General features: G+C 63.9%; 16 protein-coding genes and 1 pseudogene. 12 read left to right on the top strand and 5 right to left on the bottom strand.

What is annotated here, in order from left to right:
* Positions 1-58 precede the first annotated feature (58 nt).
* A complete protein-coding gene (locus tag H618_RS0109235; RefSeq protein ID WP_050577282.1) occupies positions 59-553 on the top strand; it encodes a glutathione peroxidase in 495 nt (164 codons plus the stop codon).
* Positions 554-572: 19 nt separating this feature from the next.
* Here H618_RS0109235 and H618_RS0109240 read toward each other — a convergent pair whose 3' ends face one another.
* Complete coding sequence (locus tag H618_RS0109240; protein ID WP_028694808.1) at positions 573-830, bottom strand: DUF2798 domain-containing protein; 258 nt, start codon at positions 828-830, stop codon at positions 573-575.
* A gap of 114 nt (positions 831-944) precedes the next feature.
* Between H618_RS0109240 and H618_RS0109245 the strand changes: the two genes are divergently transcribed.
* Complete coding sequence (locus H618_RS0109245) at positions 945-1,874, top strand: LysR family transcriptional regulator (protein ID WP_028694809.1); 930 nt, start codon at positions 945-947, stop codon at positions 1,872-1,874.
* A 42-nt stretch (positions 1,875-1,916) separates the two neighbouring features.
* On the opposite strand, the gene H618_RS0109250 is transcribed toward H618_RS0109245, so the two are convergent.
* The 3 genes from H618_RS0109250 to H618_RS0109260 form a co-directional block, all read right to left on the bottom strand.
* Positions 1,917-3,182, bottom strand: a complete 1,266-nt coding sequence (locus H618_RS0109250) for an OmpP1/FadL family transporter (RefSeq protein WP_028694810.1) — start codon at positions 3,180-3,182, stop codon at positions 1,917-1,919.
* A gap of 147 nt (positions 3,183-3,329) precedes the next feature.
* Complete coding sequence (locus H618_RS0109255; protein ID WP_028694811.1) at positions 3,330-3,812, bottom strand: hypothetical protein; 483 nt, start codon at positions 3,810-3,812, stop codon at positions 3,330-3,332.
* 249 nt (positions 3,813-4,061) lie between these two features.
* On the bottom strand, positions 4,062-4,286 hold the full coding sequence (locus tag H618_RS0109260) for a hypothetical protein (protein WP_028694812.1): 225 nt from the start codon (positions 4,284-4,286) through the stop codon (positions 4,062-4,064).
* Between the two features lie 960 nt (positions 4,287-5,246).
* Between H618_RS0109260 and H618_RS0109265 the strand changes: the two are divergent.
* Positions 5,247-5,555 (top strand): annotated as a pseudogene (locus H618_RS0109265) (sel1 repeat family protein); the annotation flags it as partial.
* A gap of 81 nt (positions 5,556-5,636) precedes the next feature.
* Positions 5,637-7,121 (top strand): DNA recombination protein RmuC, encoded by a 1,485-nt coding sequence (locus tag H618_RS0109270; protein WP_028694814.1) that lies wholly within the window; start codon positions 5,637-5,639, stop codon positions 7,119-7,121.
* Here H618_RS0109270 and H618_RS0109275 read toward each other — a convergent pair.
* A complete protein-coding gene (locus tag H618_RS0109275; RefSeq protein WP_028694815.1) occupies positions 7,093-10,569 on the bottom strand; it encodes a hybrid sensor histidine kinase/response regulator in 3,477 nt (1,158 codons plus the stop codon). The two genes, H618_RS0109270 and H618_RS0109275, sit on opposite strands and share 29 nt — an antisense overlap.
* Before the next feature lie 271 nt (positions 10,570-10,840).
* On the opposite strand from H618_RS0109275, the gene H618_RS0109280 reads away from it, so the two are divergent.
* The 8 genes from H618_RS0109280 (at position 10,841) to H618_RS21490 (ending at position 22,043) form a co-directional block, all read left to right on the top strand.
* Positions 10,841-11,152, top strand: coding sequence for a DUF485 domain-containing protein (locus tag H618_RS0109280; RefSeq protein ID WP_028694816.1), 312 nt, complete (start codon positions 10,841-10,843; stop codon positions 11,150-11,152).
* Positions 11,149-12,813 (top strand): cation acetate symporter, encoded by a 1,665-nt coding sequence (locus H618_RS0109285; RefSeq protein WP_028694817.1) that lies wholly within the window; start codon positions 11,149-11,151, stop codon positions 12,811-12,813. Before H618_RS0109280 ends, H618_RS0109285 begins: the two co-directional genes overlap by 4 nt.
* 187 nt (positions 12,814-13,000) lie before the next feature.
* The gene (locus H618_RS0109290) at positions 13,001-13,477 is read left to right on the top strand and encodes a CS1 type fimbrial major subunit (RefSeq protein ID WP_028694818.1); all 477 of its coding nucleotides are present in this window, start codon (positions 13,001-13,003) and stop codon (positions 13,475-13,477) included.
* Positions 13,478-13,573: 96 nt separating this feature from the next.
* A complete protein-coding gene (locus H618_RS21485; protein ID WP_050577265.1) occupies positions 13,574-16,081 on the top strand; it encodes a TcfC E-set like domain-containing protein in 2,508 nt (835 codons plus the stop codon).
* 159 nt (positions 16,082-16,240) lie between these two features.
* Positions 16,241-16,975, top strand: a complete 735-nt coding sequence (locus H618_RS0109300; protein WP_154660640.1) for a molecular chaperone — start codon at positions 16,241-16,243, stop codon at positions 16,973-16,975.
* Entirely contained in the window at positions 16,972-18,162 is a 1,191-nt protein-coding gene (locus tag H618_RS22090; protein ID WP_050577266.1) for a hypothetical protein, read from the top strand. The genes H618_RS0109300 and H618_RS22090 overlap by 4 nt, the downstream gene beginning before the upstream one ends.
* A 26-nt stretch (positions 18,163-18,188) precedes the next feature.
* Positions 18,189-18,815, top strand: coding sequence for a response regulator transcription factor (locus H618_RS0109310; RefSeq protein ID WP_028694821.1), 627 nt, complete (start codon positions 18,189-18,191; stop codon positions 18,813-18,815).
* Between the two features lie 9 nt (positions 18,816-18,824).
* Positions 18,825-22,043, top strand: a complete 3,219-nt coding sequence (locus H618_RS21490; protein ID WP_033727583.1) for a transporter substrate-binding domain-containing protein — start codon at positions 18,825-18,827, stop codon at positions 22,041-22,043.
* The last annotated feature ends 19 nt before the right edge of the window (positions 22,044-22,062 follow it).

A 22,062-nucleotide genomic window follows, 5' to 3' on the forward strand; every position in this document is an offset into this window, starting at 1 on the left:
GAAACCTTTGCGCTGGATCGCCATACCGATTTTGACCCTGAGCGCCTTCGGTTCTGCCATGGCCGGCAACTGCCCGGCGGTGTTGCAGGGCAGCCTGCCGGAGCTGCGTGGCAAGGGTCAGATCGACCTCTGCGAGCGCTTTGCCGGTCAGCCGCTGGTGGTCATCAACACCGCCAGCTACTGCGGCTTCGCTCCGCAGTTCCAGGGCCTGGAGGCCACCTATCAGCAGTATCACGGGCAGGGCTTGCAGATGCTCGGCGTGCCCTCCAACGATTTCAAGCAGGAGGACGCCGACAGCGGCGAGACCGCCAAGGTCTGCTACGCCAACTACGGCGTCACTTTCACCATGAGCAAAGCGCAGCCGGTACGCGGCGCTGACGCCATTCCACTGTTCACCGAACTGGCCCGGCAGAGCGCCGCGCCGAAGTGGAACTTCTACAAGTACGTGATCGATCGCCAGGGCAAGGTGGTGGGCCAGTTCTCCAGCCTGACCAAGCCCGACGACGCCAAGTTCAGGGCCGCCATCGAGCAGGCCATCGCGTCCAAGCCTTGATTGAGTCTTTGCCGGTCGCTCAGTGCGGGTGCACGGTCAGCGCTACCAAGCGTACCACCAGCGGCCGCACGCCCAGCACACAGAAGAACGCCACCGGCATCGCCAGCTGATAGGCCTTGAGCACATTGCTCAGGTAGGCCTGATCGACCCCGGAGTTGGCGGCGGTGATGACGAAGCACATCAGCAGCGCCATGATCGATGACATGTAGAAGGCGAAGACATACGGCGTGGCCTTGGGGCGCAGCTTGCGACCGCGGGCCTGTGGAATCTCGTTCATGAAACCTCCCATTTGCAGTGGAGTCGGCAGCTTAGCCAGCGCGCTGGAGCCTCGGTAGACGCGCAGCGCGCAGTTCTCTATAAAGCAAAACTTACGAATGCTGCCGGGGTTACCGTGGATCTGCTCAACGCCATCCGTAGTTTTGTCAAAGTCGTCGAGGCGGGTAGTATCGCCGGCGGTGCGCGTAGCCTGGGCGTGAGTCCAGCGGCGGTCAGCCAGACCGTGGCGCGCCTGGAGCGGCACCTCGGCACCCGCTTGCTGGCTCGCACCACCCGCAGCCTGGCGCCTACGGCAGCCGGCTGGCAGTACTACCAGCGGGTGCGGCAGGTCGAGCGTGAGCTGACGCTGGCCGAACAGGCCCTGACCACGGCTGACAGCGAACCTCAGGGTCGTTTGTGCATCGCCTCTACCTCAGCGTTCGGTCGTCATGTGCTGGCGCCGCTGATTCCGGCGTTCGCGGCGCGCTATCCAGGGATTTCCATAGAGCTGCTAACGAATGATCGCAAGGTCGATCACGCGCGCGAATCGGTTGATGTCAGCCTGCGCATCGACGCGCAACTGGACGATCACCTGCTGGCGCGACCGGTGGCACACATACCGTTCGTGTGCTGCGCTTCGCCAGGCTATTTGGCCGAGGCGGGCTTTCCAGCGTCTCCCGAGGCCCTGCGTGACCACCGTTGCCTGGCCTTTCGCTACCCGGTCGATGGCAGGTTCTTGCGCTGGGGGTTCGTGCGCGACGGCAAGCGCTTCGAGGCCGAGTTCGGCAGTGTGCTGATCAGCGATGACATCGACGCGCTGACGCAGATGGCCGTCAACGATGGCGGCGTTGCTCGGCTGGCCGAATTTCTCGCCCGACCGCACCTGAAGGCGGGACGCCTGCTGCCGTTGTTCGCCCTGCAGGCGCCGGGGCAGGCCTACGCGCAGCCTGAACCCATGCAGGTGTACCTGTGCGTGGCAGATCGTTTCGCCATGAACGTCAAGGTCAAGGCGCTGCGGGATTTTCTCCAGGCCAATCTCGACCCGGCCTGGGTGCTACAGGCATGAAAAAGCCGCCCTGTGGGCGGCTTGATCATCAGCGGCGGTGACTCAGAAGCGGTAGGTCAGCGATGCACCTACGCCATGGGCGCTGTTTTCGTACTTGGCCTGGTAGCTGCCTTTGGTGGCGCTGACCTGGTTGACCTTGGTGTCTTCTTCCCACAGGTAGGAGTAGGCGACGTCGACGGTCATGTCTTCGGTCGGGCTCCAGCCGGCGCCGACGCTGAAGATCTTGCGATCACCGGTAGGAATGCGCGGCGAGCGGTCGTGGTTGTTGGTCGGCGACTGGTCGACGGTGAAGCCGGTACGCAGTACCCACTCCTTGTTGACCTTGTACGACGCGCCAATGGCATGGGCCCAGGTGTCGTGCCAGTTCTGATCTTCCTTGATGGTCTCGAACGCGGAGCCAACCAACGGCCCTGGGACATCGTTCTGCACGGTGATGTCTTTCAGGCGGCTCCAGCGGGTCCAGGTGCTGCCCGCGTAGAGGGTCCACTGATCATCCAGTTCGTGGGTGACCGAAAGGTCGACCGATTCCGGGGTCTTGATCTTCAACGACGCGTCGAACTTGTTGCCGTTGAACGGGCCGATCAGCGGCGTGCTGACACGGGTCTTGCCTTCGAGCTTGTAGTCGACCATCGAGTGGTAGGTCAGGCCGACGCGGGTGCGATCGGTGGCCTGGACCAACAGGCCGACGTTGTAGCCCACGGCGGTGTCGTCGCCCTTGATCTTCACTTCGCCGTCGGTGGTGCCCGGCACGGGCGGAGAGAGCAGGCTGGAACCCAGTTCGCCGCGGATACGGTTGATGGTCGGGCCGAAGCCGATCGACACGCGGTCGTTGAAGGCATAGCTGACGGTAGGCTGGAAGGTGACCACTTCGACGTGGCTTTTCTTGCCCCAGTAGCGGGCAGCGTCATCGCTACCGTAGTCGGTGACCAGGCCGAAAGGCACGTACACGCCGAAACCGACGCTCCAGTGATCGTCGATGGGTTTGACGTAGTAGCCCATCGGTACACCGACTACCGGCACCATGTCGCCGTCGGTTTCACCACCGAAGTTGCTGCCTGGGCCGGAGATGTCTGTCTTGGCGATGACCGCGGCGCCGCCGACGGTGACCTGCTGGCGCTTGAGGCGCGACATGCCGGCCGGGTTGCCGTAGACGGTGCTGGCATCTTCGGCAGAAGAAGAACGACCCGCAAACCCCGTGCCCATGCCGCTGACGCTTTGTTCGTTAAGGGCAAAGCCGGCGGCGAACAGCTGGGTAGAGGCCAATGCCACTGCCATGCCGAGGGAGGTTTTGAGCATTACTCTTTTCATTATTAGTTAACTCCTAGGGATCTCCGGGGCGAAAAGCTACCAACAAAACTCAGGCCGCGCTAGCGCTCATATCGCGGAAGTTAGGCTATTTTTGTAGGACAATCCGACCAGAAGACACCCCGTTCCTGTTGGGTTGTAGGACGCTTCCTAAAGTACGGGTGATGCTTTCTTCTTTACACAACTGTCCCACGCCTCGGCGAAGTCTCGCAGGCGGCCGTGGGGGTTGAATGTCTGTCGCCAGATGCGTGCCAGGCCGGCGATGTCGTCGGCAGCCGGCAGGGGCGTGGCCTGCTCCTCGATGAGCATCCACGCGATGGCAGTGGCGTAACGCAGGTTGACGGTGAGTTCCAGGTGCGGACCGCGCAGAAAGGCGTGCTGACTGGCCAGGCCGCGAACCAGGCTGGCGCGCTCGGGATCCTCGGCGAGGTAGTGGTCCCACAAGGTGGTGTGGCGGCTCTCGTCGATTCGGTACAGGCCGTGGCCGCGACGACCATGCAGGGCTGCACCGAGTGCCGATTGGCTTGCAGCGACGCCCAGCAGCAGGGCTTCGGCGCTGGCGCAATGACGGTCGAGGTACACTAGGGTCGGTCGGATGACGTACTGGCTCAGCTCTTTGGCGGCGATACCCATGATGCCCTCGCACTGGATAATGACCGACGGGCGCTGGGGCTTGGCAGCAGGAGAAGAGTCAGGCCCGTCGGAAGCGGCGAGCACCGCTCGAGTTGAAGTGTAGTGTGAGAATCATGAGGTAAAGGGCTGTTTTTAAATCGATTGCTGCCCGATGCTGCGGGGTATATGCCCGCTGGCGATTAACCCGCGATGCATCAGGCAGTTAGCGAAGGCTGGTATTCAGGGGGTGAATGACCAGATATAGGCGGATCATGCGGTCAGCGACTGGCGCGTACGCTCGATCACGGCCTGCAGCGGCGCAGCCTGACTGTATTGCTCGGCGTACAGGCGCTCGCTATGGCAAGCAATGCCGTTCTCGTCGACCAAGGTGAAGCTGAAGCTGTCCTTGCGCGGTGCAACGATCAGGCACTTGAGGGGTGCGAATGCCTGGGAAAGGGTCCCAAAGGCGGATTGGATATGGTGATGGTTTGTCATTTTTTTGAGGTTCCTGCTCAAGACACGGGATTCGATCCGTGCACTATAGAAACGTTCCAGTGACGCCATTATTAAACGGCGAAAAACCTGGCTGGAACAAAGAGCAGTCAGCTGGGCGCTGAAATAGGTGTGCGCTGGACTGACTGGTAGGTACTTCGGAAGGCGGGCAACACATCAGGGCTCAGGTAAAGGCCGCTGGAGAAGATCCCGATCAATTGTTCATTCGATTCGCGCTGGCGAGGCCGTTGGCTGCGTTGGCGAATCATCGTGGGCCTGTCCTGGTTTCAGCGAGGCTGTCTAAGGTGACAGGTGGTCGCAAGGACATCGTCGTGTGGACGATATGGCGGGAATTGACGTTCTGCTTAGGTACTAACGAGGCGCACCTTACAACAGGAAGCGTTGCCCTGCAAGGATTATTTTCCCGTTCAGGCAAGCCGGCAAGTATGCCGGCAAAACCCGCTGTTGGGAAGTCACGCCCCGTGTCGCCTGGTTGCAGCAAGCGCCCGTGCAATGCACTTTGTGCTGCCTTCAGTCAATACTTGTACACATTGGCTGTGCAGGCTGTAAAAGCCCTGCAACAGCGCCTGGCGCCATCGCCAATGACTTGACTGCCTGCTTAAGTCAATGAATAAAAACACTATTTTTGGCTGGTGAAAAAATCGTCAGTTTGACTGCAAGCCCCAGCCCATAAGGGTTTGCGGGGTCTTCAGGGGGGTTGTCCACTGAGTTATCCACAGCTTCTGTGGATTGTCGCGTGCGCTTGCTCTAGGACGGGCACCTTGACCGTTCCATGACAGGGCAGGGGTTGAGCTTCACCTTGACAGCGATGCGAGGCAATCGCGGAAACGTCAAGAAAAGATCATCAGACCTTTCGCAAAATTTCATCGAATCCAGTCGGGCCCTCGTGGAAAAAAAAGAGTAGAGTGGCGCGCTTTTCGAAATGACCAACGCTGTGCGCTGATGATCTCCCGCGATAAACACCCGTCCCCCGCAGCCTCGGCTGCACCTGTGCGCAAACGCTTTTCCCTCAAGGTTGCCCTGTGGCTGCTCGATAGCCCGCACCTGGGGCACAAACCCAAGGTCAAGCACCTGGCCGGCCGCCTGCTCAAGCAGCCCGCGCGCCAGGGTGTGGTGGTGGCGCAGAGCCGTCTGGGGCAACTGTTGTGCCGTGATTGCGGCAGCCCGCGCGATCGGCGCATTGGCCACCAGTTGCTGCGCCAGGCCGCCCGTGCGGGCGATGCCCAGGCGCAGCGGGTCTACGCCGAGCTGCGCGAGGACTGATCACCCCGGCCAGGGCAGCAACGCACCTGATAAGCTGGCGGCTTTTGCCAACCTGCATTCGGAGTCGTCATGGCAGTGGATATGGCCAGCATCCTGCTGGGCTTGATCGTCGCCGCACTACCTTGCCTGGGCTGGGCCTGGCAGAGCCAACGCCGCCTGAGCAGCGCCCAGGCCGCGCAGACCCTCGCCCAAGAGCGTCTGGCTGCGGCGCAACTGGCCCAGGAGGGCTTGCAGGCGCAGCTCGAGGCCAGCCGCGACGAAATCAGCGACCTCAGTGAAGCCAATGCGCTGAAGCAGGCCAACTTGGCCGCCCAGCAGCGCGAGGTCGAGTTGCTGCAGATCGAGCGTGACAACGCCCGCGACGCCGCCCACGCCTGGAGCCTGGAGCGCAACAACCGCGAGGCTGAGCTACGTCGTCTGGATGCCCAGGCCGCGCGCCTGGAAGCCGAGCTGCGTGAGCAACAGGACAACCATCAGCAACGCCTGGAGGACGTGCAGCAGGCCCGCGATACCTTGCGTGCGCAGTTCGCCGAGCTGGCCACGAAGATTTTCGACGAGCGCGAGCAGCGTTTCGCTCAGACCAGCCAGCAGCACCTCGGGCAACTGCTCGACCCCCTCAAGGAGCGCATTCAGGCATTCGAAAAGCGTGTCGAGGACAGCTACCAGCAAGAGGCCCGCGAGCGCTTCTCGCTGGGCAAGGAACTTGAGCGTCTGCAACAGCTCAACCAGCGTCTGTCGGATGAAGCCACCAACCTCACCCAGGCGCTCAAAGGGCAGAAGACCCAGGGCAACTGGGGTGAGCTGATTCTCGAACGGGTGCTCGAGCACGCCGGGCTGGAAAAGGGGCGCGAGTACCAGACTCAAGTCAGCCTCAAGAGCGCCGATGGCGAGCGTTTCCAGCCCGATGTGCTGATCATGCTGCCGGGCGACAAACAAGTGATCGTCGACTCCAAGGTCAGCCTCACCGCCTACCAGCAATACGTCAGCGACCCCGACCAGAAGAGCGCCCAGGCTGCGCTCAAGCAGCACGTGCAGTCGCTGCGCAATCACGTCAAAGGGCTGTCCGGCAAGGATTACAACCGTCTCGAAGGCCTGCACAGCCTCGATTTCGTGCTGCTCTTCATCCCCATCGAAGCGGCGTTCTCCGCCGCCCTGCAAGCCGAACCGAACCTGTTCCAAGAGGCCTTCGACCGGCAGATCGTCATCGTCAGCCCGACCACCTTGCTGGCCACTCTGAGGGTCATCGACAGCCTGTGGAAGCAGGAGCGACAAAGCCAGAACGCCCGCGAGATCGCCGAGCGCGCCGGCTGGCTGTACGACAAGTTCGTGCTGTTCATCCAGGACCTCGACGAACTGGGCAATCGTCTGCAACAGGTCGACAAAGCCTACGCGGCAGCGCGCAACAAGCTTTGCGAGGGGCGTGGCAACCTGGTCAGCCGCAGCGAGCAGCTCAAGCTGCTCGGCGCACGCGCCAGCAAGAGCCTGCCGGCTGACCTGCTCGAGCGCGCGCTGTCCAGCGAAGGGGTCAGTGCACCAAGCTCAGATGGCGATTGAGCAACGCCCGCAGCGCTGCCGGCTTGACCGGCTTGGGCAGGTAGTCAAGGCCCGCCGCATGCACCTGGGCGATGGTCTCGCTGCGTCCGTCGGCGCTGATCACCACCCCCGGCACCGGCTCGCCCAGACGGGTGCGTAGCCAGGCCATCAGTTCGGTGCCGGTATCGCCGTCGTCCAGGTGATAGTCCACCAGCGCCAGGTGTGGGCGCAGGCCATCGGCCAGCAGGGTCTGGCATTGCGCGCGGTTGGCGGCGGTCGACACCGTGCAGCCCCAGCGGCTGAGCAGGCTGGTCATGCCCACCAGGATGCTCTCTTCGTTGTCCACGCATAGCACCTGCAAACCGGCCAGCGGCTGGCCGGCCTGCTCGCCGGGGGTGCTGGCCAGCGCCGCCGGGGCGTGGGAAATCGGCACGCCGACGCGGAACACACTGCCTTTGCCCGGCCACGAACGCACCTCGATCGGATGGCCCAGCACCCGGCACAGGCCATCGGCAATCGCCAGGCCCAGGCCCAGACCCTTTTCCGCGCGGGTCTGGTGGCTGTCCAGGCGTTTGAACTCCTGGAAAATCACCTGCAGTTTATCGTCGGCGATGCCCGGGCCGCGGTCCCACACCTCCAGCCACAGCCGCTCGCCGTCCCGCCGCGCACCGAGCAGAATCGGGCTCTTGCCGTAGCGCAGGGCGTTGGTCAGGAAGTTCTGCAGCACCCGGCGCAGCAGCTTGATGTCGCTGTGCACCCGCAGGCGACTGCCGCGCAGGCGGAACTCCAGCTGCTTCTGCGCCGCCAGCGCCTTGAACTCGGCGCCCAGGGTGTCGAACAGCTCGCTCAGGGCGAAAGGTTTGGCGTCCGGGGTGATCTTGCGGTTTTCCAGACGCGAGATATCCAGCAGGTCGCTGATCAGCTCTTCAGCCGAGCGCAGCGAGCTGTCCAGGTGCTGCACCAGTTGCCGGGCATCGTCGCTCAAGGCCTCTTCCTGCTGCGACAACGCCGCCGAGAACAACCGCGCGGCGTTGAGCGGCTGCATCAGGTCGTGGCTGACGGCGGCGAGAAAGCGCGTCTTCGACTGGCTGACCGCTTCGGCCTGGCTCTTGGCCTCCGACAGCGCCTGGTTCAGCTGCGACAGCTCGTGGGTGCGTTCGGCGACCCGCTGTTCGAGGCTTTCATTGGCGTCCTTGAGCGCCTGCTCGGCGTCGCGGAACGGGGTGATGTCGGTGAAGCTCATGACGAAGCCGCCACCGGGCATGGGGTTACCGATCAGTTCGATCACCCGGCCATTGGGGAACAGCCGTTCGGAGGTGTGGGCGCGGCCCTGACGCATCCAGTGCAGCCGACGCGCGACGTGCACGTGCGCTTCGCCAGGGCCGCACAGGCCGCGCTCGGCGTTGAAGCGAATGATGTCGGCAATCGGCCGACCGACGCTGATCAGCCCGTCGGGGTAGTTGAACAGCTCGAGGTAGCGGCGGTTCCAGGCCACCAGGTGCAGGTTCTGGTCGACCACACTGATGCCCTGGTTGATGTTTTCGATAGCGCCTTGCAGCAGCGCGCGGTTGAACTGCAGCACCTCTGAGGCTTCATCGGCGATGCGCACGACGTCTTCGAGCTGCATGTCGCGGCCTTCGATGGCGGCCTTGACCACGGCGCGGGTCGAGGAGGTGCCGAGCACCCCTGCCAGCAGCCGTTCGGTGTGCTCGATCCAGTCGCCGTCGGCGTTCTGGTTGGGGTTGAAGGATTTACCTTGCAGGTCGGCGAAGCGCTCGAAGCTGTGCCGCGCGCGCTCTTCACCGACGAAACGTGCCGCCAGGTTGAGCAAGTCGTCGATCTGCACCGCCAGCAGCGAGCGGCTGCCCGGACGCGGGCTACTCTGCTGGCCGATGAAGCGCCCGGCCTGCCAGTGTTCGGAAACCCGCGTGCGCGACAGCACCGAGACCCAGGCGAACAGGGTGAAGTTGCCCGCCAGCGACAGCACCACGCCTTGGGTCAGCGGGCTGATCGGCAGGTTCAGCGGGTTGCCGTGCAGCCAGTCCAGGCCGGGGAACAGCGCCAGCGACCAGCCGGCACTGTGCGCGGTGATCGGCAGCACCAGGGTGTAGAACCACAGGAAGATGCCCGCCGCCAGCCCCGCGAACACGCCGCGGCGGTTGGCCTGCTTCCAATACAGCGCACCGAGCATCGCCGGCGCCAGCTGCGTGACCGCAGCGAAGGCGATCTGGCCGATGGTGGCCAGGCTTGCGGTGGAACCGAGCAGGCGATAACTGACGTAAGCCAGCAGCAGAATGACCACGATGGTCACCCGGCGCACCGAGAGCATCCAGTGGCGGAACACCTCGAAGGGGCGCTCGGCGTTGTTGCGGCGCAGCAGCCAGGGCAACAGCATGTCGTTGGAAACCATGGTCGACAGCGCCACCGCCTCGACGATGACCATGCCGGTGGCCGCCGAGGCGCCGCCGATGAACGCCAGCAGGGCAAGGCTTGGGTGCGCTTCGGCCAGCGGCAGGCTGATGACGAACGAGTCGGACATCACCGTGCCGGGCAGCAGCATCTGCCCGGCCAGGGCGATCGGCACCACGAACAGCGCCGCCAGCGCCAGATACAGCGGGAATACCCAGCGCGCCATGCGCACATCCTGCGGGTCGATGTTCTCGACCACGGTGACGTGGAATTGCCGCGGCAGGCAGATGATCGCCATCATCGCCACGCAGGTCTGCACCACCATCGACGGCCAGTTGATGGTCTCTTGCCAGTAATTGTCGAGCTGCACCGACTGGCGCGCCTGGGTGAACAGGTCGTCGAAGCCGTCGTACAGGTTGAACACCACGAAGATGCCCACGGCGAGAAACGCCAGCAGCTTGACCAGTGATTCGAAGGCAATCGCCAGGACCATGCCGCGGTGGTGCTCGGTCACATCCAGGCTACGCGTGCCGAAGACGATGGCGAACACTGCCAGCACCAGCGACACCACCAGCGCGGTGTCCTGCACACGGGTGCCGGTGGCATCGGCGTTGGCGCCGATCAGCAGGTTCACGCCGAGCACGATGCCCTTGAGCTGCAAGGCGATGTACGGCAGCACCCCGACCAGGCAGATCAGCGCCACCACCACCGCCAGCGACTGCGACTTGCCGTAGCGCGCGGCGATGAAGTCGGCGATCGAGGTGATGTTTTCCTGCTTGCTGATCAGCACCATCTTCTGCACCACCCAGGGCGCGAAGATCAGCAGCAGGATCGGCCCCAGGTAAATCGGCAGGAACGCCCACAGCTGTTCAGCGGCCTGGCCCACCGCGCCGAAGAATGTCCAGCTGGTGCAGTACACCGCCAGCGACAGGCTGTACACCCACGCGCGCAGGCGCGGCGGCAGCGGCGTGCTACGCCGATCACCGTAGAAGGCGATGGCGAACATGATGGCCATATAGGCCAGGGCGACGACGGCGATCAGCCCGCTGGACAACGACATGACGACTCCGGGGGCAGAAGTGGGCGTTTGAAGCGATCAGCGAAGTCTGGCAGGTCGCACGATCGACGTCAGTTCCGACCATGGTCGCAGTGGCGAGACGTCGCAGTCCAGAGCCGCCACAGGGTGCATGCCGTGGGCATTTGGCGCTGCGCTTTGTTACTCAGCGTGCAAGACACTGTTTCATCTAAGACTAAGGTCGTCTGGTTGGTTGGCGCGGCGGGCCTAAAGTTGAATCGGGTTTTCCCTACTTTGTGCTGCTAGGACAAAAACAATGAACGACAGCATTTACCTATCGATACAGAACAGCCCGAGGTTCAAGGAGCTGGTGCGCAAGCGCGAGCGTTTTGCCTGGATTCTCTCGGCCATCATGCTCGGCCTTTACTGCGGTTTCATCCTGCTCATCGCCTATGGCCCGCATTTGCTGGGTGCCAAGATCAGCCCTGATTCGTCCGTCACCTGGGGCATCCCGCTCGGGGTCGGCCTGATCGTCTCGGCGTTCGTGCTCACCGCCATCTACGTGCGTCGCGCCAACGGCGAATTCGACGACCTGAACAACGCCATCCTCAAGGAGGCCCAGCAATGATGCGCTACGGCAAATCACTCGCGCTGCTGGGCACCGGGCTGTTCGCGCCGGCACTGTTGGCCGCCGATGCCCTGACCGGCGAAGTGCACAAGCAGCCGCTGAACGTCTCAGCCATCGCCATGTTCCTGGCCTTCGTGCTGTTCACCTTAGGGATCACCTACTGGGCCTCGAAACGCAACAAGTCGGCGGCCGACTACTACGCCGCCGGCGGGCGCATCACCGGCTTCCAGAACGGCCTGGCGATTGCCGGCGACTACATGTCGGCAGCCTCGTTCCTGGGTATTTCCGCGCTGGTGTTCACCTCCGGCTACGACGGCCTGATCTACTCCATCGGCTTTCTGGTCGGCTGGCCGATCATTCTGTTCCTGATCGCCGAGCGCCTTCGCAACCTGGGCAAGTACACCTTCGCCGACGTGGCCTCCTATCGCCTCGGGCAGAAGCAGATCCGTACCCTGTCGGCCTCCGGCTCGCTGGTGGTGGTGGCCTTCTACCTGATCGCGCAGATGGTCGGTGCCGGCAAGCTGATCCAGCTGCTGTTCGGCCTCGACTACCATGTGGCAGTGATTCTGGTCGGCATCCTCATGTGCATGTACGTGCTGTTCGGCGGCATGCTCGCTACCACCTGGGTGCAGATCATCAAGGCGGTGCTGCTGCTTTCCGGCGCAAGCTTCATGGCGCTGATGGTGATGAAGCACGTGGGCTTCGACTTCAACACGCTGTTCTCCGAGGCGATCAAGGTGCACGCCAAGGGTGAAGCGATCATGAGCCCGGGTGGCCTGGTCAAGGATCCGATCTCGGCGTTCTCGCTGGGTCTGGCGCTGATGTTCGGCACCGCTGGCCTGCCGCACATCCTGATGCGCTTCTTCACCGTTTCCGACGCCAAGGAAGCGCGCAAGAGCGTGCTGTATGCCACAGGCTTCATCGGCTACTTCTACATCCTCACCTTCATCATCGGCTTCGGCGCGATTCTGCTGGTCAGCACCAACCCCGACTTCAAGGACGCCGCAGGCGCCTTGCTCGGTGGCAACAACATGGCGGCGGTGCACCTGGCCGATGCCGTGGGCGGCAGTATCTTCCTCGGCTTCATCTCGGCGGTGGCCTTCGCCACCATCCTTGCGGTGGTCGCAGGCCTGACCCTGGCCGGTGCTTCGGCGGTGTCCCACGACCTGTACGCCAGCGTCTGGCGCAAGGGCAAGGCCAACGACAAGGATGAAATCCGCGTCTCGAAGATCACCACCGTAGCGCTGGGCGTGCTGGCCATCGGCCTGGGCATTCTGTTCGAGAATCAGAACATCGCCTTCATGGTCGGCCTGGCGTTCTCGATTGCCGCCAGCTGCAACTTCCCAGTACTGCTGCTCTCGATGTACTGGAAGAAGCTGACCACCCGCGGCGCCATGATCGGCGGCTGGCTGGGGCTGATCAGCGCAGTGGGCCTGATGGTGCTCGGCCCGACCATCTGGGTGCAGATCCTCGGTCATGAAAAGGCCATCTACCCGTACGAGTACCCGGCGCTGTTCTCGATGCTGATCGCCTTCGTCGGCATCTGGTTCTTCTCGGTCACCGACAAGTCGGCGGCTGCAGAAAACGAACGTGCGCTGTTCTACCCGCAGTTCGTCCGCTCGCAGACCGGCCTTGGGGCCAGTGGGGCGGTATCGCACTGATCCGCTGACATCCTAGGACGACAACGCCCCGCTTGCCGGGGCGTTGTCGTGTCTGGGTATATTCGGCGGCCTACGCTGGGAAATTTCCGAAGCCCTGTCGGAGCGGTCTGACTCATCCCCTCGACCCAAGCCTGAATACTCTCCTTGCTCGCCGGAGCCTTCCGGTTTTACCCAAGGAGATACATTCGTGAAACGTTCGTTGCTTGCCCTTCCATTGGCGCTGATGGTCACTGGATCTGCCTTCGCTGTTGACCCGATCGACAAACAGGTCATGGTCACGGCCGTCGTACCCACTGCCGCCTTCTACGTCGAGCCGGTCAGCGACTGGATGAACGATCCTCAGGAACTGCCATGGAACCCGACCCGCTCCACCTTCGGTGAAATTCGGCATCAGTTGCAGGCCAAGAGCTCTGTCGGACCGATTACCGGCTACCTGCTCAATGCGCCGGTACTGACCAGTGGTCTGGATGCCATCGACCTGAATGTCAGGGTAGGCACCACTGACCTGGAAACCACCTCGAAAGAAATTCTCACCGCTGCTCAGGCCCTCCCTGGCACGACGATGGATTTCGTCATCACTGCCAAGACGCCGGCCAATGGGACGTTCACCCCAGGTAACTACCAGGGTCTGGTGAGCATGATGTTCGAAACCGACACGCCTTGACCTGCTACCGCACGACGCTTTTTCAATCCCCCGTGTCCAACCTCACCTGCGGCCATCGTCCACAGGTGGGGGAGGGCATTGCTTGCAGGCAAGGTCATGAGCCGATTCCTCTCCTTCGTCACGACTGGCTGGTTGCTGCTGGCCGTCGCCCTGGGGCTGTATGCAGGATCAGCTTCAGGCAACGATGCGCCCAAGACGCTGGGCACGCTGGCGCAAGCTCAAGGGCTGCCGCGCGAATTCGAAGCCCACTTTTTCGAGGTTCCACTGGCAGTCCGGGTCGAACTCGACGGCCGCTACCTGGGCGATGCCATGGTGGTGCTCAGCCGTGACGAGCGGGTGCAACTGCTGGAGTTCACCGATATTCAGGAAAGCCGTGAACCTGCCGCGCAGCGTCGCCGTTGGCAGGCTCGTTTGGCCGAGGGCCTGCCGTTGGGCGAGTGCCACGTCGAGTGTCCCGATGGCCTGACCGCCATTCACTACAGCCTGGTCAACTCACAGTTGTCGCTGCTCACCCGCGCGGTCGAGCAGGAAGGGGCAGCAGCGCTCTACCATCCTTTGCCGGAACGCGGCAGCTACGGCCTGCTGCTGCGCAACCAGCTCAATCTTGTCGGTAACGGCGGCGATACCAGCGGCCGTTATGCGCTGCAGGGCCAAGGCAGCGTCGGCAACTGGACGGCTCTGGCCGATGCGCAGTTCGACCGTGGCAGCGATCAGCGCGAGTCGACCCGTTACCGACTCGATCAGCTGTACGCCGAGCGCCTGGTGGACGAGCGCTTCTACCGCCTGGGCTACTTCACCCCCAGCGCCCAGGGCCTGACCCGCCAGCCGCGGCTGTTGGGCAACAGCCCGGACACGACCTTGGGGCTGATGCTGGGCAGCAGCGACAGTCTGCTGGTCGACAATGGTCAGCCCAGCAGTACGCCTGTGTATGTCACCCCCAACCGCCAGGGCATTGCCGAGATCTATCGAAACGGGGTGCTGATCAACAGTCAGCCGGTACAGCCGGGCCTGCAGACTCTGGACACTCGCGTGCTCCCGGCCGGTATCTACCAGGTCGAAGTGCGGCTGATCGAGGATGGCCAGGAAACCTCGCGCAGCGAGGCCTTCATCTATAAGCCGTCGAACTGGGGCAACAGCCAGAACCGCTGGCGCTACAACCTGTTCGTCGGCCAACAGACCAGTGCCCTGAGCAACTGGGACGATACCGAGCACGACAGCCTCAGCGGCGGGGCGATCTTCAATTACCTGCTGCATCCGCGCGCAGTGGTCGGCTGGTCGGCCCAGCACCTGGACGACCACATGCAGTACGCCACCTCGCTGGACTGGGACGTGCGCGACCGACTGAAGGTGTATGCCAACCTCAACAAGACCGATGACCTGGGCAATGGCTACGACTTGCAAGGCATCTTCAACCACGACGCCGGCTCGGTGGTGCTTAGCCACAGTCGCAGTTGGACCAGCCCCAGCCGCACCCAGCGAGGGCCATTGGCCCGTCAGGAGCAAGTCAGTCAATCGTCGCTGTCGCTGAGCCAGCGCCTGAGCGCACGCAGCACCGCGACCCTGCGTCTGTCGCACAGCAGCGGCACTGCCGACGGCCTGGGCGTGGACCTTGGCTGGACGCAGTTCGGCACCCTGGGTGGCTCGGACGCCAACTGGCGCTTTTCGGTGTTCGACCGTCCCGGCAGCGCCAGCACCGGGGACGCGCGCAATCGCGGCGTCAACCTGAGCCTGAGCATGAGCCTGGGCAGCTCCGGGCGGCGACTGGCGGCCACCATGGGCAGCCGTACGTCGCGCAGTGGCGGGCGTGACCAGAATCTGTCGTTGGCCTATCAGCAGGACGTCGACTACGGCGCCGTGCGCACCTTGGGCGCCACCGCCAGCGTCGACCGCTATGGCGCCGGCTTCGGCGGCAATGCGCAATTCGAGAGCCAGCAACTCAATGGCGATGCCTACGTGCAGCAGTCGTCCTACAACGGTGAGTTGAGTGCCGGCCTGAACCTGCAGAGCGTGGTCGCCGTGGGCGCCGGCAAGCTGGCTGCCAGTGGCCAGCAACTGGGCCACGAGGCCGGGCTGATCGTCGATGTCGAGACCGATATCGACGACCTGCAACTGCGCGCCGATGACTTCCAGGGCATGAGCGCCTACCTGCACCCCGGGCGCAACGTGCTGCCGGTGGCGGCGTATCGCCCAGGCCTGGTGCAGGTCGATTTCATGGACAGTCAGGCGCCTTCGGCGGTGATCCAGCCCAATGGCTTCGACTATCACCTCAACCGTGGCGGCGTCGAGTACCGCCAACTGAGGGTGATGCGCACCGTGACCGTGCTGGGCCGCCTGGTCGATGAACAGGGCGCCGGGCTTGCCGGTGCGCAGTTGATCAACCACGCCAGCCGTAGCGTCACCGAGCCGGGCGGCTACTTCGCCGTGGAAATGAGCGAGTCGACCCCGGTGCTGGAGGTGCGCCTTGCCGGTAATGCGTTGTGCCTGCTGAGCCTTTCGCCCGAGCGCCTGACCCGCGAGAACGACGTGCTGATGGCCGGTGACCAGCGCTGCGTCAGCGATGGCCTGGCCGGTGCGCAGGTGAGCCGCATTCGTGAGGGGTCGTGAGTGGCACGGGTGTGCACGTGGCGACAGGGCACAACTGGGGGGCGTCCGTCAGACGTTTCTGTTCGCGGCGTAGGAAGGTTCTTGTTCGCAGTTTGGAAGTATTTATCCATCCGTAACCGTTGATACTAATTAGCCACTATCAAAGCCATTGAGGTCATGATGCTCAGAACTGTCCGTTGCCTGCTGCTGGCCGCCTGCTTGCCGATGTCGGCGTATGCCGGCCCAGAGCTGAATATCGGCGGCTTGTACAACTATATCGAGCACGACAAGAGCACCCTGCTCAAGCGTGTGCGCAATGGTGGCGACACCACCGCCTTCGTCAAGATCAGCGCCGCCGAACTGGTCTACGACGAAACCGGCAAGGCCCGCGAGGTCAACCTCGATACGCTGGCCCTGGAGCAACGCGGGCTGGTGGTAAGTCCCGCGCGGTTGATCGTGCCGGCGCGCGGCTTGCAGTCGGTGCGTTTCCTCTACCGTGGCGAGCGCACGGCAGAGCGCTACTTTCGCGTACGTTTCATTCCGGTACTGCCCGAGGTCGACGACGGCTTCTCGGTCGATCAGGCCCAGGCCCAGGCCTACCGTGACAGCCTCAAAGCCGGGGTCAACGTGCTGGCCGGATACGGCTCGCTGTTGTTCGTGCGTCCGGCCAACCCGCGCTATGCCACACGCAGCACGGGTGCCGCAGGCAGGCTGACGGTGTTCAACGGTGGCAACAGCACTGTCGTGCTCGATCACCTGCGCGCCTGTGAAACGGCGAACGAGGCATGCGGCCCGGCCACCAAGCATCACGTGCTGCCCGGGCGTAGTCGGGTCATCGAAGGCAAGCCAGGGGGCGTGTTTCAGTTCGAGCTGCAGGAAGGCGAGCAGCGTCAGCAAGTCACGGTGCAGGCATGAAACGCTTGGTGATACGCGGGCTGACGCTGCTCATCGTGCTGCTGTCGCTGGTACCGCTTTCCCTGGCCCAGGCGGTGGAGGCCACGGTCAGTCTGGAGTACAGGGGGGGCGAGGCCGCTCAGTTCGCGCATACCACCGTGCCGGCCGCTGCCTGCACGCTCATGCCGGCCTTCTGTCGAAATGTGACGACGTTCAGCGCGCCCATGAATTACACCAAGCTGACCATCGTTTCCCGGAACGTGCCGCGCGATGAGTTCTATGGCACGTTGCCAGGCCCGCGCCAGGCTTATCTGGTGCATGAGCAGAGCGGTGAGCAGCAGCCTGTACAGCTGACCTTCACACGGATTGGGCAGCGAGTCAGCAGTCCTGACCGGGACAAGAATCCTGCTGTGGCTGCCACTCGAGTCGCGGGCACCTGCAACATACAGCCGGGGGTATGGTCAACGAGCAACGAATACATTACCCGTTGGTACTACACCCAACCTCCTGGGACGTGCGCTACGCGGCCGCGCTACAGCACCTATGGCCAGGAGGAAATCGTCGATGTGTCAGAGCTGAACCTGGGCTACACCGTCAGCCTGCCGCCTCCCTACCGCTTCAAATCCGGACGCTACACCGGCACCGTGCGTTACTCCTTTGGCGTGGGAGGCGATTTCGACTTCGGTGATCGGGTCAGCAGCCTCAGCGACAACGAGCTGGTGGTCAACCTCGTGGTCGACGTACAGCACGGGTTTCGCGTGGAGTTCGGCGCCAACTTCGAGCACGCCGTGCTCGAGCCACCAGGCGGCTGGAGCTCCTGGCTCGACGGTGGCCGAGTGCCCCCCAGGATTGCCAGCGATCAGTCGTTGCGGTTGTGGTCGTCCGGTCCGTTCCGGGTTTACAAGCTCTGTGAATTCGACGCTGGTGACCGCTGCGCGATTCGTAATCGTCGCGGTGAGGACGTGCCGGTAGAGGTGCGGGTAACCATGCCCTGGGGCATACGCCAGGGAGGATGGCAGGGCATCAATCGCGTGCCTGTGCCGACCGGGAGCAGCGCCGCGCTGGAGCTGGAACCGATCGTCTATACCAGCAATGGACCGGGCCAGGTGCATTTCGAAGTGGTCGAGGCCGACCTTCGGCCGATGCTCGAGCGGGCCGGGGAACGCTATAGCGGCAAGGTCACGCTGATGTTCGATGCCGAACTCTGAGACCACTGCTGCAGCGAGGAGGCTTCATGTACAAGGCTGTAGTGGTCGATGACCATCCCTTCATTCGCGCCACGGTGTGCATGCTGTTGCGCCAGGACCGTATCGAGGTGGTCGGTCAGGCGGACAATGGCATCGACGCGCTGCGTCTGGCCCGTGAACAGGCTGCGGACGTGATCATCCTGGACATCGCCATGCCAGGGCTCGATGGCCTGGAGGTCATCGCTCGGCTCAAGGCCATGGAGAACCCGGCCAAGGCCGTGGTGCTGACCTCACTGTTGCCCGAGGCCTACTCACTGCGCTGTCTGCAAGCCGGTGCTGCGGGGTATGTGGCGAAAACCGATGATCTGGGCGAGCTGCTCAAGGCGGTTCGTGCTGTGCTGTCGGGCTACAGCTATTTCCCCGAAGTGACCCTCAGTTCGGTGAACAGCCATGACCTGCGCAGCAGCGAAGCGCAGTGCATCGCGGCGCTTACCGACCGTGAACTGATGGTGCTGCAACATCTGGCCCGGGGGCTGAGCAACAAGGAAATCGGCAGCACCATGCTGCTCAGCAACAAGACCATCAGCACCTACAAGAGCCGGCTCATGGAAAAGCTACGGGTCAGTTCGCTGATCGACCTGGCGGACTTTGCCCGTCGCCATCAACTGGTCTGACGCAGACCCGTGAAACGCTTCTGTGTCTGCCTGCTGCTGGCTCTGCTGTGCATGGCGTGCAGCGTGCAGGCCGGCAGTTCACCCTGGCTGCATGCGCGGGCCAGCTTCGCAGGCCCCCACAGCGAGCCGCAGCAGCAGCTGCTGCGCTGGCTGTGGGCCCATGGTCCGCTGCGTCTGGGTGTGGTGGCGCAGGACAACCCACCGCTGGATATTCTCGGCCCTGGTCAGGCATACGAGGGCATCAGCGCCGATTACGCCGGATTGGTGGCCGAGCACCTGCGCATGGAAATGCGCGTCGAAGTGTTCGACAGCTTCGACGCTGCCGTAGAGGCGCTGCATGGCGGCAGGCTCGACCTGCTGGCGTCGGTGTCAGCCTTCCAGGCTCGTCAGGCCGGCTTGCGCCTGTCGCGTGGCTACGCCCGTGACCAACCGTTGTTGATCACCCGCGGCTCTGCGGCGCAGGCGTCGATCGCTGCTGCTCGGCCGTTCAGTCTGGTGACGGTGGACGGCTATCGACCGCTGTCGCAACTGAGCGCCTATTACCCCAACGCCCAGGTGCGCAGCCATCCGTCCGCCTTCAGCGCCCTGGCCGCACTGGCCCTGGGGCGGGCCGACGCCTATCTGGGCAGTGGCCTGAACGCGCGCTTTCTGCTGGCGCGCAGTCCACTCGACGGCGTGCAGGAGGCTGGCGCTGCGCGGCTGCCGGAAGAAGAAATCGGCTTTGCCATGCTCGATGAGGATTCGCCGCTGCCGGCGCTGGTCGACCAGGCCCTGAACAGCATCGATGACCAGCAGCAGGCGCAGATTCGCGACCGCTGGAGTCCGGCGGCGGGCCAGACAGCGTTGCCGCCGCCGGTGCAGTTGAGCGTTGCCGAACAGCGCTGGTTGCAGGCCAACCCTCGGGTCAAGGTGCTGGTCGACGAACACATGGTGCCGCTGAGCTTTCGTGATGGCGACGGCCAACTGCGTGGCCTGAGCCTGGATGTGCTGGAGCTGATCACCCAGCGCAGCGGTTTGCAGTTCGAGGTCCAGACCGGCACCGGGTTGCGGCAGATGAGCGAGGCACTGGCCCGAGGCGAGGCGCAGTTGATCGCCGGCGTGCCGCGCAGCCCGGCGCTGGAATCGCGCCTGGCCTTCAGCCGTGCCTACCTGAGTGCTTCGCGAGTGCTGGTCACTCGCGACGAAGCTCAGGCTCCGGACAGCCTGGAGCGACTGCGCGGGGGCAACCTGGCAGTGGTCTGGGGCAGCGCCGTGCAGTCGTTGCTCGAAGAGCAGGGCGGTACGCTCGCCCTGCACACCTTTGGCGGACCGCTGGCCGCCTTGCACGCCGTGGCCCGCGAGCAGGTCGACGCCGCGGTGCTGACCTACGATGATGCCCGCTCGTTGATCGCCCGCTGGTATCCGGGGCGACTGCGCATCAGCGCCAGCCTGCCCATGGCCCCGGCGCATTTCGCCCTGGCCAGCGGGCGTGGCGCGGTCGAGTTGCAAGGCATCCTCAACAAGGCGCTGCTGAGCTTGTCGCCGCGCGACAGCGAACTGCTGGTGCGCCGCTGGCGCAATCCGCTGATCGTCAGCGACGGCCTGTGGCCGCGCTACCGTGGGCGGATCGTGCTGGGCTTTGCCACGGTGCTGGCGTTGTTGTCGCTGGCGATTGCCTGGATTCGTTACCTGGGGCGCCTGCAAGTGGAGCTGCGCAAGGCCAAGCAGACCGCCGACCGGGCCAATCAGGCCAAGACGCGCTTTCTCACCACCATGAGCCATGAAATACGCACGCCTTTGCATGCCATGCTCGGCATGCTTGAACTGGCCCAGCTAAAGGCTGAGCAAGGCGCGCTCGACCACCTGGCGCTGGAGGTCGCGGCCGAGGCCGCACGCAGCCTGCTGGAGCTGATCGGCGACATTCTCGATGTCTCGCGCATCGAGGCGGGACAGCTGCAACTGGCGCCGCAGCGTGTGAACCTGCGCGAGCAGGTGACGCGGGTGCTGCAGCTGTTCGAGCAGCAGGCGCGCAGCAAGGGCCTGCAACTGCGACTGCATTGCCAGGGTGTGGTCGACAGCGACGTACTGCTCGACCCGGTGCGCTTCAAGCAGGTGCTGGCCAACCTGCTCAGCAACGCCATCAAGTTCACCGAACGCGGCTGGGTCGAGGTGCGCTTGCGGGCGCTGCCCGAGCACCAGCGCCTGGCCGTGCAGTTGCAGGTGTGCGACAGCGGCGTGGGCATCGCCGCCGATGAACTGGCGCAGCTTGGCCAGCCGTTTCGCCAGGCCAGCAACCAGCAGCAGTCGCCGCGTTGCAGCAGCGGTCTGGGCCTGGGCATCAGCCGCAGCCTGTGCCAGATGATGGGCGGTGACCTGCAATTGCGCAGTGAGTTGGGGCAGGGCACTGAAGTGAGCATCTGCCTGGATCTGCCCTGGCTGGCCGAGCAGTCATCGAGCGAAGCCGGCGACGTGCAGCCGCAGCCGGCCGCTGCGGCGCCGCTCAAGGTGCTGGTGATCGACGACTACCCGGCCAATCGCCTGTTGCTGGCCCAGCAGCTCGATTACCTCGGGCACCAGGCGCGGGTGGCTGAGGACGGTGCGCAAGGTTTGCGGGTGTGGCTCAAGGAGCCGTTCGATGTGGTCATCAGCGACTGCAACATGCCGCGGCTGAACGGTTACGCGCTGGCGCGGGCGATGCGTGAACACGAACGCCGACGCGCGCTGCCGGCCTGTCGCTTGCTCGGTATCACGGCCAATGCGTTGCCTGAAGAGCGGCTGCGCTGCCGCGCGGCGGGGATGGATGATTGCCTGTTCAAGCCCTTGGCACTGGGCAGTCTGGTGCGGGCGCTGGGCGCAGGACAGGTCGCTGGGGCGAGTCAGGCGCCGGTAACCGCCACGCCAGTGTCGTTCGACATGGCGCATCTGCACCAGTTGGTGGGGCCTGATCGCTCGGCCTTGCAGGCGCTGACCCGCGACTTGCGACAAAGCAATCGCGATGACTTGCAGCGATTGCAACGGCTGGGCGAACACGACCGCTCGGCACTGGCCGATCTGGTCCATCGTATAAAGGGCGGGGCGAGAATTGCCGGGGCGCAGCATCTGGCCATGCTCTGCGAGCTGGTCGAGCGCAGTTGCGCAGAAGGGGCAGGGTGGGAGTGTCTACACGGTGCGGTGCAGGCGCTGGCCGAGGCTATGGAAGACCTTGAACGCAGCCTGGCAGAGCAGGCTGCGCAAGGGGCGACGCCGTGACTGGCCCCCGACCAGGCGG

Source organism: Pseudomonas cremoricolorata DSM 17059 = NBRC 16634, from assembly GCF_000425745.1.
Classification (GTDB): domain Bacteria; phylum Pseudomonadota; class Gammaproteobacteria; order Pseudomonadales; family Pseudomonadaceae; genus Aquipseudomonas; species Aquipseudomonas cremoricolorata.

What these genes read in the sequence shown, in the direction of transcription:
- H618_RS0109235 (WP_050577282.1), top strand. Translation starts at nt 59, where the DNA reads ATGGCCGGCAACTGCCCGGCGGTGTTGCAGGGCAGCCTGCCGGAGCTG.
- H618_RS0109240 (WP_028694808.1), bottom strand. Translation starts at nt 830, where the DNA reads ATGAACGAGATTCCACAGGCCCGCGGTCGCAAGCTGCGCCCCAAGGCC.
- H618_RS0109250 (WP_028694810.1), bottom strand. Translation starts at nt 3,182, where the DNA reads ATGAAAAGAGTAATGCTCAAAACCTCCCTCGGCATGGCAGTGGCATTG.
- H618_RS0109255 (WP_028694811.1), bottom strand. Translation starts at nt 3,812, where the DNA reads ATGGGTATCGCCGCCAAAGAGCTGAGCCAGTACGTCATCCGACCGACC.
- H618_RS0109260 (WP_028694812.1), bottom strand. Translation starts at nt 4,286, where the DNA reads ATGACAAACCATCACCATATCCAATCCGCCTTTGGGACCCTTTCCCAG.
- H618_RS0109270 (WP_028694814.1), top strand. Translation starts at nt 5,637, where the DNA reads ATGGCAGTGGATATGGCCAGCATCCTGCTGGGCTTGATCGTCGCCGCA.
- H618_RS0109275 (WP_028694815.1), bottom strand. Translation starts at nt 10,569, where the DNA reads ATGTCGTTGTCCAGCGGGCTGATCGCCGTCGTCGCCCTGGCCTATATG.
- H618_RS0109280 (WP_028694816.1), top strand. Translation starts at nt 10,841, where the DNA reads ATGAACGACAGCATTTACCTATCGATACAGAACAGCCCGAGGTTCAAG.
- H618_RS0109285 (WP_028694817.1), top strand. Translation starts at nt 11,149, where the DNA reads ATGATGCGCTACGGCAAATCACTCGCGCTGCTGGGCACCGGGCTGTTC.
- H618_RS21485 (WP_050577265.1), top strand. Translation starts at nt 13,574, where the DNA reads ATGAGCCGATTCCTCTCCTTCGTCACGACTGGCTGGTTGCTGCTGGCC.
- H618_RS0109300 (WP_154660640.1), top strand. Translation starts at nt 16,241, where the DNA reads ATGCTCAGAACTGTCCGTTGCCTGCTGCTGGCCGCCTGCTTGCCGATG.
- H618_RS22090 (WP_050577266.1), top strand. Translation starts at nt 16,972, where the DNA reads ATGAAACGCTTGGTGATACGCGGGCTGACGCTGCTCATCGTGCTGCTG.
- H618_RS0109310 (WP_028694821.1), top strand. Translation starts at nt 18,189, where the DNA reads ATGTACAAGGCTGTAGTGGTCGATGACCATCCCTTCATTCGCGCCACG.